This is a genomic window from uncultured Methanobrevibacter sp. (assembly GCF_902771435.1).
Taxonomy (GTDB): domain Archaea; phylum Methanobacteriota; class Methanobacteria; order Methanobacteriales; family Methanobacteriaceae; genus Methanocatella.
In genome coordinates this window covers 30,730-45,134 of record NZ_CACXXB010000017.1, presented here as the reverse complement: position 1 = coordinate 45,134, position 14,405 = coordinate 30,730, and the positions used below count along the sequence as shown (strand labels likewise).

At 36.0% G+C, this 14,405-nt stretch carries 14 protein-coding genes; 6 read left to right on the top strand and 8 right to left on the bottom strand.

The genetic code is table 11. The features are described from left to right. The first annotated feature begins 96 nt into the window (after positions 1–96). Entirely contained in the window at positions 97–948 is an 852-nt protein-coding gene (locus tag QZU83_RS05940; protein ID WP_295610459.1) for a phosphoserine phosphatase, read from the top strand. Here QZU83_RS05940 and QZU83_RS05935 read toward each other — a convergent pair. From QZU83_RS05935 to QZU83_RS05925, 3 genes are all read right to left on the bottom strand, one after another. Then, a complete protein-coding gene (locus QZU83_RS05935; RefSeq protein WP_295610457.1) occupies positions 945–1,226 on the bottom strand; it encodes a zinc ribbon domain-containing protein in 282 nt (93 codons plus the stop codon). The two genes, QZU83_RS05940 and QZU83_RS05935, sit on opposite strands and share 4 nt — an antisense overlap. Before the next feature lie 52 nt (positions 1,227–1,278). Beyond that, positions 1,279–2,511 (bottom strand): bifunctional 5,6,7,8-tetrahydromethanopterin hydro-lyase/3-hexulose-6-phosphate synthase, encoded by a 1,233-nt coding sequence (locus tag QZU83_RS05930; protein ID WP_295610537.1) that lies wholly within the window; start codon positions 2,509–2,511, stop codon positions 1,279–1,281. Positions 2,512–2,577: 66 nt separating this feature from the next. Next, positions 2,578–4,401 (bottom strand): threonine--tRNA ligase, encoded by a 1,824-nt coding sequence (locus tag QZU83_RS05925; RefSeq protein WP_295610455.1) that lies wholly within the window; start codon positions 4,399–4,401, stop codon positions 2,578–2,580. 313 nt (positions 4,402–4,714) lie between these two features. Between QZU83_RS05925 and cfbB the strand changes: the two genes are divergently transcribed. Together cfbB and QZU83_RS05915 are read left to right on the top strand one after the other, a co-directional pair. Further along, a complete protein-coding gene (gene cfbB / locus QZU83_RS05920; RefSeq protein WP_295610453.1) occupies positions 4,715–6,070 on the top strand; it encodes a Ni-sirohydrochlorin a,c-diamide synthase in 1,356 nt (451 codons plus the stop codon). 1 nt (position 6,071) lies between these two features. Continuing rightward, a complete protein-coding gene (locus QZU83_RS05915) occupies positions 6,072–7,133 on the top strand; it encodes an oligosaccharide repeat unit polymerase family protein (protein ID WP_295610451.1) in 1,062 nt (353 codons plus the stop codon). Here QZU83_RS05915 and QZU83_RS05910 read toward each other — a convergent pair. Next, positions 7,119–8,018: a restriction endonuclease gene (locus QZU83_RS05910; protein ID WP_295610450.1), complete on the bottom strand. Its 900-nt coding sequence runs from the start codon at positions 8,016–8,018 to the stop codon at positions 7,119–7,121. The genes QZU83_RS05915 and QZU83_RS05910 overlap by 15 nt on opposite strands. A 128-nt stretch (positions 8,019–8,146) precedes the next feature. On the opposite strand from QZU83_RS05910, the gene surE reads away from it, so the two are divergent. Then, positions 8,147–8,923, top strand: a complete 777-nt coding sequence (gene surE / locus QZU83_RS05905; RefSeq protein ID WP_295610448.1) for a 5'/3'-nucleotidase SurE — start codon at positions 8,147–8,149, stop codon at positions 8,921–8,923. Positions 8,924–8,928: 5 nt separating this feature from the next. Here surE and QZU83_RS05900 read toward each other — a convergent pair whose 3' ends face one another. Further along, a complete protein-coding gene (locus QZU83_RS05900) occupies positions 8,929–9,072 on the bottom strand; it encodes a hypothetical protein (protein WP_295610446.1) in 144 nt (47 codons plus the stop codon). 75 nt (positions 9,073–9,147) lie between these two features. On the opposite strand from QZU83_RS05900, the gene QZU83_RS05895 reads away from it, so the two are divergent. Continuing rightward, a complete protein-coding gene (locus tag QZU83_RS05895; protein WP_295610444.1) occupies positions 9,148–9,357 on the top strand; it encodes an LSM domain-containing protein in 210 nt (69 codons plus the stop codon). Positions 9,358–9,360: 3 nt separating this feature from the next. On the opposite strand, the gene QZU83_RS05890 is transcribed toward QZU83_RS05895, so the two are convergent. Both QZU83_RS05890 and ilvC read right to left on the bottom strand, forming a co-directional pair. Continuing rightward, positions 9,361–10,365 (bottom strand): methanogenesis marker 12 protein, encoded by a 1,005-nt coding sequence (locus tag QZU83_RS05890; protein ID WP_295610443.1) that lies wholly within the window; start codon positions 10,363–10,365, stop codon positions 9,361–9,363. A 48-nt stretch (positions 10,366–10,413) separates the two neighbouring features. Then, complete coding sequence (gene ilvC, locus QZU83_RS05885) at positions 10,414–11,406, bottom strand: ketol-acid reductoisomerase (protein ID WP_295610441.1); 993 nt, start codon at positions 11,404–11,406, stop codon at positions 10,414–10,416. Positions 11,407–11,606: 200 nt separating this feature from the next. Between ilvC and QZU83_RS05880 the strand changes: the two genes are divergently transcribed. Further along, positions 11,607–13,703 carry a hypothetical protein gene (locus QZU83_RS05880; RefSeq protein ID WP_295610439.1) on the top strand — a complete coding sequence of 699 codons (2,097 nt, stop codon included), beginning with the start codon at positions 11,607–11,609 and terminating at the stop codon, positions 13,701–13,703. A gap of 173 nt (positions 13,704–13,876) precedes the next feature. Here the strand turns inward: QZU83_RS05880 and QZU83_RS05875 are convergent, their stop codons facing one another. After that, positions 13,877–14,404 carry a carbonic anhydrase gene (locus tag QZU83_RS05875; RefSeq protein WP_295610437.1) on the bottom strand — a complete coding sequence of 176 codons (528 nt, stop codon included), beginning with the start codon at positions 14,402–14,404 and terminating at the stop codon, positions 13,877–13,879. Position 14,405: the final 1 nt, after the last annotated feature.

Below are 14,405 nucleotides of genomic sequence, written 5' to 3'. Positions count from 1 at the left end.
ATACTACACATTTGATTTGAAATAATGGAATAAACAGAATATATAGGTAAAATATATAATTAAAAACAAACATAACATAAAAATGAGGATTTAACTATGAAAGTTGGTAAAGGTATTGTAAAAAAATATTCTAGAGAATACAACAGGACATTAAAAAATGGTGAGAGGAAAAAATACACCACAGAACAGATTCAAATTACAGTACCGAAACACGAAGACATTTACCAAAACAAAGAAGAAGTGCTAATTATACCTAATGGAGAAATTGAAACTTTTAAAAGCTTAACTGAAGAAAACAAAGCACTGAAAATAGCAAACTACTTACATGTTGAGGAAGTGAAGGAATTGGAAAGACAACTAGAAGAGAATTTAAACCCATCCACAATTGAATTTCAAAATGAAATTAATAAATTAAAAGCGGAACTTGCTCAAAAAAATTCCAATTTGGCTGAAATGGAAAACAAATTGAATGCCATACATGAGGATAGCATCAACGATTTAAAGAATGAAAATAATTTAATTAAAGATAAACATTCCAAATTGATCATCGAAAACGAAAACCTCAAAACCAAATTCGTCAACATTAAAACTGAAAACGAAAACCTCAAAACCAAATATTCAAGCATTAAGGAAGAAAATAAGAATCTCAAAACCAAGTGTTCCACTTTAAGGGAAGAACACAGTTCAATTAAAGAAAGCTACAACCAGGTAAGCTCAAAATATGATTTGTTAAAACAAGAAAATCTAAATACAAAAACCAGTTACGCTGAAATATATGAAATTAATGAGGGTTTGGAAAAAGATTATGATTCCCTTCGTCTTGAATACAATGACCTGGTTGATAAATACAATGATTTAGAAGAAGAGTTGTACAATATTAAAAATTCAAAAACTCGTGATGAACTCCTTGCCAACAAAGTTAGGGAATTCATGTTAAAAAGAAGTTAAAAAGAGTTATAATCATCTTGGAATTCAGGATTCCATCTTTTTAATCCTGGAATAAACATCGCAGTAATACCAGTAGCTTGAGTTTCTGGCAATCTAGGATTTTTTTCCATCATTTCTTTTGTTTTTCTGACAATCATTTCATTTAGAGTTATATCCGGCTCTGTATATTCGCCATCCTGGAAACAATCTTTACAAAACTCTGGATTTAAACTACCATCCTTATTTGTTCCATAATCTTCTTTTACGATTGGCCTTCCGCATGAATTACAAAATCCCATAATAAAAACTCCTTTTAAAAAAAAATAAGAAAATAAATTAGATAAATCTAATCTATTTTTTCTCTTCAATGTTTTCGTCTTCATCCATTGCAAGTCTCATGTTGTCTGGGTCAGGTCCGAAGTGTGCCAAGAAGTCTTGAGCGGATCTTCTTACATCTCTGGAACCGATAATGTATCTGCCTGCAATGATAATATCTGCGCCTTTTTCGATTGCTTCTTCGACATTGTCAGGAGTAATACCACCAGCTACAGCTACTAAACTGCCAGTGATTTCTTTAATCTTCTCAATGTTACCCCATTCGGTCATTCCTTCAGTATTACCACCATGTTCTTTAATCCAGGTTTCTAAATCAACATTTCTGTGTAATAATACAATGTCAGGTTTCAAGTCATCAGGTATTGCAGATAATTTTTTATCGAATTCTTTAACATTCATCATGTCAAGGATGGAGTAAATACCTTGTTTTTGAGTTTCATGGATAGCTTTCTTGATGGATTCAAGGGTACCGAGTCCGGAAATAGCTACTGCATCAGCAGTTTCATCAGCTGCCATTTTAACTTCAACACGACCAACATCCAAAGTTTTTAAATCAGCAATGATGAATGCATCTGGGCGTAATTCCCTGATTTTTCCAACAACTCCAACACCGAATTTTTTGACGAGAGGAGTTCCTGCTTCGATAAGTACTCTTTCTTTGTTAGGTAAATCTGCAAGAATTCTTTCCATTACATCCAAATTATCCAAGTCAAGTGCAACTTGTAGGTATGGTGGAGCCCAAAGTCTTTGTACTCTGAATCCCATAATTGGGTGAGTTCCACGGTCTTTTTCTGCAAGTACTTTTTCGATGGATGGGTATCCTTCCATTGCTCTTCTGATAGCTAATTTGGTTGCTCCATAATTATATTGATAGATTTTTCTGAAATCTTTAGCAGATGGATCAATAAATACGCTTACATTAATAACCATATCTTCTACGTCTTCTTTTGGAATGTAGCCATCTTCTACTGCATCAGCAACTGCTCTTGCAACGGCAGTTTGTGCAGGTCCAAATATTTTACTTGCATCTTCTAAATCACCAACAGTTACTTTAGGGATAATTAAAGTAGCCGGTTTGGTCATCAAATTAGGTCTAATTACACTAGTTAAAGGAGTGTGGCCTACAGAAAGAGTAGATAAACCATTAGCGAAAGCTTGACCAACAGGTCCGTTTTTATCACCAATTAATAAATCGATGTGTGCTAATTCAGGGCCGTCTCCAATAAGAGCTTCTCCTATTTTATACATTGGGTCCATTAAATTTCCTCCGTTTTAATATAACATTTAATAGTTTATTTTTATTGATAAATATAATTATTGGAAGTTAATCCTTCTTGAGATATCCTTAGGTAAAGGCAATTTTCTGAAAGGTTTTCCTTCACATTTCTCATTGATTTGGGCAATCAAATCGTCAACTGTCATGTCCACTTTTTCACCGGTTTCACGTACTGTTACCTGGAATTTACCGGTTTCAACCTCTTTGTCTCCAACGACAAAAATGTATGGAATCCATTCTTTGGCAGCGTTTCTGATTTTTTTACCAACACTTTCATCCCTGTCGTCAATGTCTACACGGATGTTTGAAGCGTTGATTTTTTGATATAACTCTTCTGCAAATTCCTTGTGGGCATCTCCAACTGTGAGAATCCTTGCCTGAATCGGACTTAACCAGGTTGGCAACATAGGAGCCCTTTCATTGATTTCCAATGCTGTTTTTTCAAGCATTGCGCATAAAACCCTTTCAATACTTCCGGTCGGGGAAGTGTGCAGGATTGTTGGATTGTGCTGCTCGCCGTCTTCACCCAAATAGGTAATTCCGAATCTTTTACCACTTTCAACATCAATCTGAACTGTTGGGTTTTCAATCGGACGGCCTAAAGCGTCAATGTTGGCCAGGTCTATTTTACATACCCAGTAATGATGTCTTTCAGGTAGGATTTCCAAAAGAATTGGTTTACCGAATTTTTCTGCGATTTCATACATCCATTCCTCGTTGTCATCGAAGAAGTCCTGGGTGGCTCTGAAAATAACTTCAAAGTCAAGGTCCAAATCCTTACCGGTTTGCATACACATGTCAGTCTGATTTGAGAATTCTTCCAGGGATGATGGAACATCTGCACAGAATGAATGACAATCAGGCATGGTAAATGCTCTTAATCTTTTAAGACCTACAACTTCTCCTTTTTTCTCGAATCTGAAACTGTATGTGGAAAGCTCATATATCTTTGCAGGCAAGTTTTTCCAGGTCAGGTATGAATCTGCCATTATCCTGAATGCACCAAAACAGCATGCGAATCTGAGCATGAGATTCTTTTTGGTGTCTGTTCTGTATTGCCTTTCACCGAACTTGTATGCATGCTGGTAAATTGCTTCATTGTCGAGATCATAAAAGATTGGAGTTTCAACAGGCATTGCTCCACGGTCAACAGTTAAATTGTAAACATAATCAGCCATAAGATCACGAATCAAACGTCCTTTAGGATACCATCTGAGGTTTCCGACATCGGAAGCCGGTTCATAGTCACAAATCTCCTTTTCCCTCATTAATTTTACGTGTGGAGGTTCACCCTCATCTGATGCGCCGACTCCAAGTTCATAGTCAACAAGCTGCTTGAAAGCTCTGTTTTCAAAATTGAAGTCTTCGATTTGGGTGATTTTGTTTCCTTCAAGAATTTGCCAGGTGGACGGTTTTCTTTCAACTTTCTTTTCATCCTCATCGGCGGTTATTGTTCTTGAAAGTTCACTCAACGGGTGTCCTTTACAGGAAATCTCAAATGCCTTATACCATCCGAAAGGCACTCTTTTAACAGTCAAGTTTTCATCGAGAAGTGCCTGTTCCGCATTCTTCAATATTTCGACAGCCACTTTTGGAGAGCTTAATGATGAAGATAAGTGAGCATAAGGATATAATACAATATTTTCTGCTTTAACTTGATCATTAGCTTTGATAACTTCTTTAACTAAATTACTAACAATACCTTCTGGATTATTTTCGTCTTCTTTTTCAACAGCTGTAAATACTACTAAAGAATCATCAAAGGAGCCTTCTTTTTTAGCTTCTTCGATTTCTTCGGCTACAGGTGTTTTATTTTTTACATTATAATTTAAATAATCAGAATGGATTAATAAAATTCTCATTATATCACCATATATTATGATTTAAATTTTATTTTTAATATTATATAAAATTTGGTAATGATTTAAAAATAATTCAATATCTCTGCTAGATGTATAAGCCATAATACTATTGGCTATGTTTTTTCAATAGGTTTCATGAAATTTAATTTTCATACAATAAAATGATATTTTTTATATTTATATGGTATTTAAATGAAGCTTTAACAGAGTATTTTAGGACTTAGTTACTGTTCGGTTTTGAAGTTTTTTTGGAATGACATCTAGCACAAATTTGAAAAACAATTTATATATCCATAATATATAATCTATAATTATGAGAATTATTTTAGCAGGAACCGGCAGTGCGGTCGGAAAGACAACAATCGCTACCGGAATAATGAAAGCGTTAAGCGAAAAATATAATGTACAGCCATTTAAAGTTGGACCAGACTATATAGATCCTTCTTATCACACTTTAGCAACTGGAAATACTTCCAGAAACCTGGATTCATTTTTTATGAAGGAAGGACAGGTCAGGGACTCATTTTTAAAGGGCATGCAGGGAAAAGACATGGCCGTTATTGAAGGTGTTCGAGGATTATATGAGGGAATTGATTCCATCAATGATATAGGAAGTACTGCCAGTGTTGCAAAAGCCCTTAACGCCCCTGTTATTTTAATCATAAACTCAAGGAGCCTTGTCAAAAGTGCAGCCGCTCTGGTATTGGGTTTCAAAAGCCTTGACCCTGAAATCAACATTGCCGGAGTCATCCTAAATAAGGTGAAAAATGAGGCACACTACCAAAAGACAAAGCGTTCAATTGAAAAGCTGACAGATACAGAAGTCATCGGCGGAATCGTGCGTGACAACAATATTTCAATTGAACAGAGACATTTGGGCCTTGTTCCTGCTGTCGAAAGGGAAAATTCTCTAAAATTCATTGACATCTGGTCCAAAACAATCAAGGAATCAATCGACTTGGACCGCCTGGTTGAAATTGCAAAAAGCGCTCCGAAAATCACATCAGAGATTGTTCCAATCTGGAATAAGTTAAACAAACAGCCAGTCAAGATTGGCGTGGCATTTGATGAGGTTTTCAACTTTTATTACAAGGAAAACATCGAAGCTCTTGAAGCAAACAACGCCAAAATAGAGTACTTCTCACCGCTGAAGGATGAAAACCTGCCAGATGTTGACGGCCTCTATATCGGAGGAGGGTATCCTGAACTCTTTTCAAAGCAGCTTTCACAAAACAGGACAATGCTTTCAGACATCAAACAGTTCCATCTGGAAAACAGGCCAATATTTGCCGAATGCGGAGGCCTTATGTATCTGATGAACTCCATCCACGACGATAAGGTGGTTGATGTCTATCCGTATAAGTCAATCCTGACAGACCGTGTTCAGGCACTGAAATATACAATTGCCGAGGTGACACAGGACAACATCATCTCCAAAAAGGGTGAAAGGTTCCATGGCCATGAATTCCACTACTCAAAAGTCCTTGTCGATGAAAATAACATCAGGCATGACATGGCTTTCAATATATTGAGGGGAAAGGGATCATACAACAACCAGGACGGATTCATGGAAAGAAATACCCTTGCAAGCTATGTCCATACCCATGTGGCGGCAATGCCTGACTTTGGAGGAAACCTTGCAATATCATCTCTAGAGCTCGGAGGATAAAATGAAGCTTGAAAAACTAGATTATTTTCAGCCATTTATTGTGGTAGTTGCAATTCTTGCTTTTCTATTGATGGGATACATCGGTTCATTTAACTACCGGTTCGAAGACCCCCTTAACTCTCAAGTCATTCTGACAGTCATTTTCGCATGTATCGTCTTCAGCGCAGGCGCACTGTTTGTCAAGTATAAAATCAGTGCTGAAAATACAAGGGAAGTCGGTTTTCTATCAGAAAAATTGCTCGTAATACTCACCATAATAGCCTTGGCTCTGCAAACCCTGAATCTTGTATTGATTGGAGGAATTCCACTTTTCAACAGTACCCTGAAAGCAAATGCAACAACAAACATCTGGAGAATAGCTTATCCTCTGTTTTTGATAATGATTAACATATTGCTTGCAAAGCATTATGAGAGAAAATATCTGCTTTTGGTCCTTCTGGGAGCCTTGATTTTTGGTCTGAACGGATACAGGACTTCAGTTTTGGGAATCCTGGGAAGCTCATTCATCACACTTTATTATCTTGAAAAAATATCCAGAAAAGTCGGAATAATATTCATTGCAATCATCGTGATGGGAATAATGGCAATCGGATATATCGCATCCAAATCAATTGCAACCCAAACCTGGACATTGAATCCCCTGGAACTTATTTTCTACAGAGCGGCATTTACATTGGAACTGTTTGAAAAAATCATTCCGTTGGCCGGAACTACACATGGCCACATCCTAAGCATGATATTCTCATCCGGAAGTCCGAGAACATTTGTCGGAGAATATGTGATGAAATATACGTTCTGTGCAACATCCACACTGTTCGGACCTGTAATGCTTGACTTTGGCTATATTGGCCTTACAGTTCAAATGTTAGTGATGGGACTGTTTTTAGGTTTAATCCATAAGTTAAAAGAAGGAATTGGTGTCGGCATCTATTCTATGATTTTAACACACACATTGATTTGGATAGAAACCGGACCAACAGACATCATGATTTGGTTTTTATATCTGATAGGATTTGTTTTAATAATGATTAATTTTAATTATATAAAATTAAACAAAAATTAATATAATCAAAATAATCAATGAAATAAAGAATACGAATGTTCCTTTAATTACAAAATCACTATTCCTCTCAGTATAGAAAGACAAACCATAAGACAGCAGCAATGCTACAACCATCTCAACCAGACCAGTTATTCCTGCATCAATGCCCAATAGATTTCCGAATATGTAAGCAAGCGCATAGGCAACGATTACAACAAAAATAATTAATATTATTGGATTATTAATTAATCTTAAGAACAAAGGCTGGTAATTTGAATTTCTTTGGGAAGCATAGTTGTATAAATTTGTCTGTTCGCGTGAAAGACTTCCGACAGAAGATCTGCCCCTATTCAACAGGGAGGATAAACCTCCAGTTTTCGGTTCATCTATTTGTCTGTATAATGAACTCTTATAGACGTTAGGATGTGCATCCCTTCTCTGCATTAAATATTCCATATCAGAAGCGTCATATTCATAATCGGAATAATCTTCTTCAATATATGATGCTCCACCGTCATAAGGAGTATTGTCCAGAGTTGTTTGAGAGGTCCTGTCCTGATAACGCTTTGCAAGTTCAAGCAGATTATCCCTATCTACCAGTTTAATATTTTTCCTGAGGGCATAGTTCTTTGCCTGATTGGAAAAATAGGAAGAGGATACGATAGTCACTTTGGAAGCTTTTAAACTCTGCTGGACATCTTCCATTTCTTTTAATACATCAACTCCAATCTCAAAGTCCTTGTCATAGTTTTTACATGCTACAACTACACCAAAATCTCCCATTGTTGTTGGTAGTATAGCATAAATGTCTACGACTTTCTGCGAGGTTTTAAAATTCTTGTAAACCTTGAAACCAGAGTCCTCCATTACTTTTGCTATAAAATTTATTAATTGTGGTTTTTCCAAGTTTCCACCCTTGTGTGTTTTTTCATAGAATACTAATATTATATTTTATAATTGAAATTATTATTAAAGTTTTTTATATTATGTTTCAACCTAAAATTATTTAAAAAAAGAACTGCCTTAATTAATATATGAAAGCATTAATAAGTAATGATGATGGAATAACCGCTTCAGGAATACTGGCTGCAAAAAAAGCAGTCGATGAATTATGCGAAACCTACGTGGTTGCTCCTGAACACCAACAAAGCGGTATAGGTCATGCATTAACTTTAAATGAACCGTTAAGAATTAATGAACGTACTTTAAGAGACGGAAGTAAAGGCTATGGAGTTACCGGAACACCTACCGATGCAGTAACACTTGCCCTTTTTGAAATCATGGATGAAAAACCGGACATTATGGTTTCTGGAATAAATACCGGCTTCAATCTTGGAAAAGCCGAACTTACAACCTCAGGAACAATAGGGGCGGCAATTGAGGCTGCAAGCTTTAACATTCCCACAATTGCCATTTCACAGGAAGTGACACGTGACGACATCAAGTTCGATACCGGTGAAGTGGAGATTGATTTTGACTTTGCAGGAAAAATGCTTAATAAAATAGCTAAAATAATATTAAAAAAAGGCTTGCCTGAAGGAATCGATTTGCTGAATGTGAATATTCCGGCAAACCCTATAAATGAAGAGTTTGAAGTTGTAACACTTGGAAAAAGAATGTATGTTCCGATAATCGAAAAACGTTTGGATCCCCGTGAAAAGCCATATTACTGGATTGGCGGCGACCCATATGAATCAGATGCTCCCGGAACCGATGGTCATGCATTACGCAAGTATCAAAAGACTACAATAACACCATTAAAAATAGATTTAACCAGTGATATGAGTCTATTGAAAGAATGGTTGATTTAAAATACTTATAAGTTTAAATCTTTAAGTATTTTTTCCCTTTCTTCCCTGAGATCGTTTAAAATTTTTTCATCAGTGCATCCATCTTTTTTTAACTGAGCTATTGTATGAGTAATAGCTTCTAAATTACTTTCTAATTGATTTATTGCCATACTAATATTTAGAACATTAAAGTATTTAAAGTGCAAACATCAATATAAAAATAGAATATTCAAGGATTTGAAAAAATGAGTCAAGATAAAGAAAATGTAAACAAACTTTTTAGACAATTTAAAAATAAGTACGTTAGTGTCGATTTAAGAGATAACAATCATAGCGAAGGAAAAGTAATAGCTATTGATAATTATTTGAATCTTGTCCTTGAAAATGAAAATGGCCTTGAAACCATTAAAGGCGGAAATGTGGTATTTGTCAGTTTAAAAGAAGACAAAAAATAGGAATTAAATATCAACTTCAATTCCTAAAATTTCTTTTTTACCATTATATACATCCATCGCTATTTGAGCAGCTCCAATAGCTCCAGATTCTTTTGAAATAACTTTCAAATCATATTTGTTTTTGAAATATTTGTTAATTTCATCTTCAAAATTGAACGGTTCTGTTGCACTGCCGACTGAACCTGTAAGCACGATGCCTTCTATTTCATTTTCACATACTGCGATAAGACCTGCTATCTCCATGGCTACGGTCATTATCAATGTATCGATGGCAAGTTTCGCCTTCTCATCACCGTTTCTATAATTTTCAAGAAGCTGATCCTTCATATTTGCCACCTTGCCGTCAATGCCGGCTATCTTGATGGCTCCCGCATGAGAAAAGCATTCGTTTGCAGATGCATTGTTCTCATCGATATCTCTAATCATCTCCAGGTCAATCGGTCCGTGGACAATTCCCATAGCGCCAACACAGGCATCCATTGCCCCTTTGATTTTACCGTCCTCAATTAAAATGTCAACACTGTTGGATGAGATATCCGCCACTATAAAATTGGACCATCCTGTTTCCTTGACCGCATTGTATGAAATGCTTACCTTCTCCGGGCTTGCCTGATGAGAATATGCAGCCCTGAACAATTCATCCAGTGAAGTGGAATCCTTATGAAGGCCAGGAATCATTATTGAATCAATATTCAGCTGTTCCAGTTCAGAAAATACTGATGTTCCACCACCGGTCACCTTACCTGCGCCGTTTATTGACAGAATCCCCCTGTCCTCAACCTTATCGGTCGGCAGGATCTTGTTAATTCCATCACCCATAGCATAGGTAATGGCCATCAATTTGACATCTTCAAAATCAACACGTTTTTCAAGTTCCTCTGTTGCAGAAACCAGACCCCTTTTACTTTCTTCCCTTCCGATTTTGAAAATATCAACAATGTCTCCTTCATCAGACATTATGCAAAAAGAGATTCCAGTAGTTCCATGGTCCATCCCAATAAATACCATGATCATCACAAAAAATAAGATTTAAAAATAAAAAAAGAAAAAAGACGTTTAATCGTCTTTTTGTAATCCACAAGCTTTTCTTAATCTTTCACCAACAATTTCAATATCTTTTTTACCTTCAGCAGCTCTCATTTCTTTTAAGTTAGCGCCATCGGTGACATTTTCATCATGCCATTCTTTTTTGAATGTACCGTCTTGGATTTCGGTTAATACTTGTTTCATACCGTCTTTTGCTTCTTGGGTAATGATTCTATTACCTCTGGTCAATCCACCGTATTCAGCAGTGTTACTTACATCGGTCCACATTCCGGCAAATCCTTTTTCATAGATTAAGTCTACGATGAGTTTTACTTCGTGGCAGGTTTCGAAGTAAGCGATTTCAGGTTGGTAACCTGCTTCAACCAAAGTGGTGAATCCTGCATTAATCAATTCAGTAATACCACCGCATAAAACTGTTTGTTCACCGAATAAGTCAGTTTCGGTTTCTTCTTTGAAGGTAGTTTCCAAAACGCCTGCTTTGGTAAGACCACAAGCTTTTGCCATACCTAATGCTAATTGCAATGCGTCACCGGTTGCATCTTGTTCAACAGCAACAAGTCCAGGAATACCGAATCCTTCTTCATAAGTTCTTCTAACCATGGATCCAGGTCCTTTTGGTGCAAACATTACAATGTTTACGTCTTCATCAGGTTTGATTAAACCGAAGTGTATGTTATAACCGTGAGAGAATGAAATAGTGTTTCCGGCTTCTACATATGGTGCAATCTGTTCGTTGTATACTTTTTCCTGGGTTTCATCAGGAAGTAAAATGTGAATGATATCAGCTTCTTTAGCTGCATCTTCGATGGTTTTTACAGTCATTCCATCTTCTTTTACTAAGTTCCAAGAACTTCCGTTTTCTCTTACACCAACAATAACATTAGCTCCACTGTCAGCCATGTTTCTAGATTGTGCTCTTCCTTGGGAACCATAACCGATTACTGCAATGGTTTTTCCTTCAAGAGCATCTGTATTTACATCTGCATCGTAATACATTTTCATTTAAAATCATCTCTTTTAAATAATTTAATAAAAGTTAAGATATCTAATAAAATATCAATTAATACTTATGAATTTCTACATTTATAAAAGTAACTTAAAAAAAGCCAATGTTTAAAGTGTATACAATCAATATATCTAGTACAGGTGATACTATCAAGAACAAAATTCTAAGATTAACCATACTGACATTAATCTTATTCATGACAATAGGTATTGTATCTGCCGCTGAAAACAGCACAATATCTGTTGAAAATGTCAACCCCACATCTGACTATTCCGCCACACTGGCAGATGATGGAAGCTTTGATGAGATTAAGGGCATGATAGACAATGCGGCTGAAAACGATACCATCAAACTGGAAGGCAAGAAATATGACCTTTCCGGAAATAGTGAAATTATTTTAAACAAATCCCTGAATTTTGAAGGGACTGACGGAACTGTAATCGATGGGAACAACTCATCTTTGTACTTCAGCTGCGTCGAGAAGGAAAAATACTCCGAATTAGGTTTCGGCATATATAGAAACGGCTATGAAATTAAAAACACTGGAAAGCACATCACGTTAAAAAACATGACATTCACAAACATCAACATAATCGAATGGCATAACATGGACTTTATCGATTGTGATTTCATCAACTCAACAGTAACAAACTATGAACTGGACAACACCTACAAAAATTCCATTTTTATCAACTCAACAATCGAAACCAAAACTCCACAGGGCTGGCTTCCGGACGACTACACAGCGGACTGCAGCAAAATTGAAGACTGTGAATTTAAAAAATCAGATATAATATCATCCAATCTGTTTTTAAGCACATATATGGCAATCGTAGGAGGCTCCAGATTCGAACTGATCAATACATTAATCATTTCCGGATGCAATTTTTCAAACTCAAAACTTGAACTAACATATTATACCGTCAATATCAATGACTGCAGTTTCACAGACGGTGCCTGGAAAGGAGGCTCATCCAACATAACCTTAAATTCATCATCACTCTCAAACCTGAACATTGACTATTTCTTCCCTGTTTTAAATGCCCAAAACTCATATTTCATCAACGATACAATGAGCTTTAGGGGAGGATATTTCTCATCAGGAAACAAAATAGCTATTGAAAACTGTGAGCTTGACGATTTTGAACTTAAAATCGATGAGGGAATGAATTCCAGAAAATCTTTCATGAACATTAGCGGTTCAAATTTAAATAACGGATTTATTGACTGTAAATTCGCAGACATTACAATAACTGATGCAAATCTTGACAAAACAAAAATGCGTTTGCTGCACACAGGAAACATTGTGAAAAACACAAATCTCACCAATGATGAAAATATGTCTGAAATATTTAAAAACTACAACAGCAGTTTTGATTTTAAAAACTGTTACCTGATTAACGGTAGCAAAATAACAGAACTTAACGTGACCGATATTGATGCGAATAATATTGACGAACTGCTGATTGATGAAAAAGAGCTGTATTCAGTTGGAGACAAATTGACAGTTACCATAATAGATGCCCGAGGAAATCCGCTTGAAGACGAATGCATCAACATAAAAGACCTATCAACAAATGAAACATTCAATTACTACAGCGATGAAAACGGAACAGTTAGATATACACTTCAAAAAAGCGGAACCGTGAAACTTATGATATTCACTCCGGAGCCTTTTGGAGCCCATATCTACAGCAAAATCATTGAGCTGAACGTGAAATCCATTCCGATAAGCATCACTGCCCCTGCCATAACAACCACATATGGAAACAGAGGCAATTTAAAAATCAAACTAAACAGCAATGAAACCAATTCCACACTGGACGGTTTTAAATTAACCGTTAAAGTGTTTACAGGTAAAAAATATAAAAAATATACTGTAACCACTAAATCAAATGGAACTGCAACTTTAAAAACACGTAAAAATCTTGCAGTAGGAAAACATAAAGTCACAATAACAACAGGAGATTCATTCAGCAAAAAAACCACAATAAAAGTCAACAAGATAAAAACAACCGTCAAAGCGCCGAAAGTAACCGGCAAATTCAAAAAATCCAAATATTTCAAAGTGATCGTTAAAAACAAGGCCACCAAAAAGGCAGTTTCAAACGTTAAAGTCAAACTTAAAGTCTTCACCGGCAAAAAATACATTACAAAAACTGTCAAAACCAATTCAAAAGGAATAGCTAAACTTAACACCAAATTCCTGAAAATCGGCAGCCACAAGGTTGTGATTTCATCCGCAAACGGCAACTACAAAATATCCGCAAAAAGCAAAATTACCATAAGATAACGGCATCTTCAGCGTTAATGTATGTTAAATTTCAAACACCACTTACATTAACACTTACCTTTTGAAAATCAAAATTTAAAAAAAGAGCGGGATATACATGTCCTGCTTTCAAAACACATTAAAATAGTGAAATATTAGCCGTTAATGTAAAAAATAAGAAAAAATAGATGGATTTAGTAACCATCTACTAAAACTTTCAACTCACCGGTTACAATATCGATTATGAGACCGTGTACAGGCACATCAGGAATCAATGGGTGGTTTTTGATTTTTTCGACGACATTTTTAACGTTTTCTTCTTCGTCTTCAAATCCGCCAATCCATTCAGCCAAATCGTATTTTGCAATGTCCTCTTCAGCAATTCCACGTGCGAGCATTTTTTCTTTTAAAGCTTCAGCATCTGCACCAGCCATACCACATTCAGTGTGACCTACAACAAGTACCTCTTCACATCCTAAATTGTAAAGAGCTGCACCGATTGATCTAATTGCGTCTTCACCAACAATAGAGTTTCCGGCATTTCTAACAATTTTTGCATCTCCTCTTTCAAGACCTAAAGCAGGTTCGAAAAAGTCAATTAATCTGCAGTCCATACAGGTTAGGATAGCCAGTTTCTTTTGTGCATGGTGAGACATTTCTTCGCCTTCAAAATTTTCAACAAATTTCTTATTATCTTCTAAAACATTCTCCAATAAAGTCATC

Excerpts from the sequence above, each read along its gene's own strand:
- QZU83_RS05930 (WP_295610537.1), bottom strand. The coding sequence starts at position 2,511 with ATGTATAAAATAGGAGAAGCTCTTATTGGAGACGGCCCTGAATTAGCA.
- QZU83_RS05935 (WP_295610457.1), bottom strand. The coding sequence starts at position 1,226 with ATGGGATTTTGTAATTCATGCGGAAGGCCAATCGTAAAAGAAGATTAT.
- QZU83_RS05875 (WP_295610437.1), bottom strand. The coding sequence starts at position 14,404 with ATGACTTTATTGGAGAATGTTTTAGAAGATAATAAGAAATTTGTTGAA.
- QZU83_RS05895 (WP_295610444.1), top strand. The coding sequence starts at position 9,148 with ATGAGTCAAGATAAAGAAAATGTAAACAAACTTTTTAGACAATTTAAA.
- QZU83_RS05925 (WP_295610455.1), bottom strand. The coding sequence starts at position 4,401 with ATGAGAATTTTATTAATCCATTCTGATTATTTAAATTATAATGTAAAA.
- QZU83_RS05915 (WP_295610451.1), top strand. The coding sequence starts at position 6,072 with ATGAAGCTTGAAAAACTAGATTATTTTCAGCCATTTATTGTGGTAGTT.
- ilvC (WP_295610441.1), bottom strand. The coding sequence starts at position 11,406 with ATGAAAATGTATTACGATGCAGATGTAAATACAGATGCTCTTGAAGGA.
- cfbB (WP_295610453.1), top strand. The coding sequence starts at position 4,715 with ATGAGAATTATTTTAGCAGGAACCGGCAGTGCGGTCGGAAAGACAACA.
- QZU83_RS05880 (WP_295610439.1), top strand. The coding sequence starts at position 11,607 with ATGACAATAGGTATTGTATCTGCCGCTGAAAACAGCACAATATCTGTT.
- QZU83_RS05940 (WP_295610459.1), top strand. The coding sequence starts at position 97 with ATGAAAGTTGGTAAAGGTATTGTAAAAAAATATTCTAGAGAATACAAC.
- QZU83_RS05900 (WP_295610446.1), bottom strand. The coding sequence starts at position 9,072 with ATGGCAATAAATCAATTAGAAAGTAATTTAGAAGCTATTACTCATACA.
- QZU83_RS05890 (WP_295610443.1), bottom strand. The coding sequence starts at position 10,365 with ATGGTATTTATTGGGATGGACCATGGAACTACTGGAATCTCTTTTTGC.
- surE (WP_295610448.1), top strand. The coding sequence starts at position 8,147 with ATGAAAGCATTAATAAGTAATGATGATGGAATAACCGCTTCAGGAATA.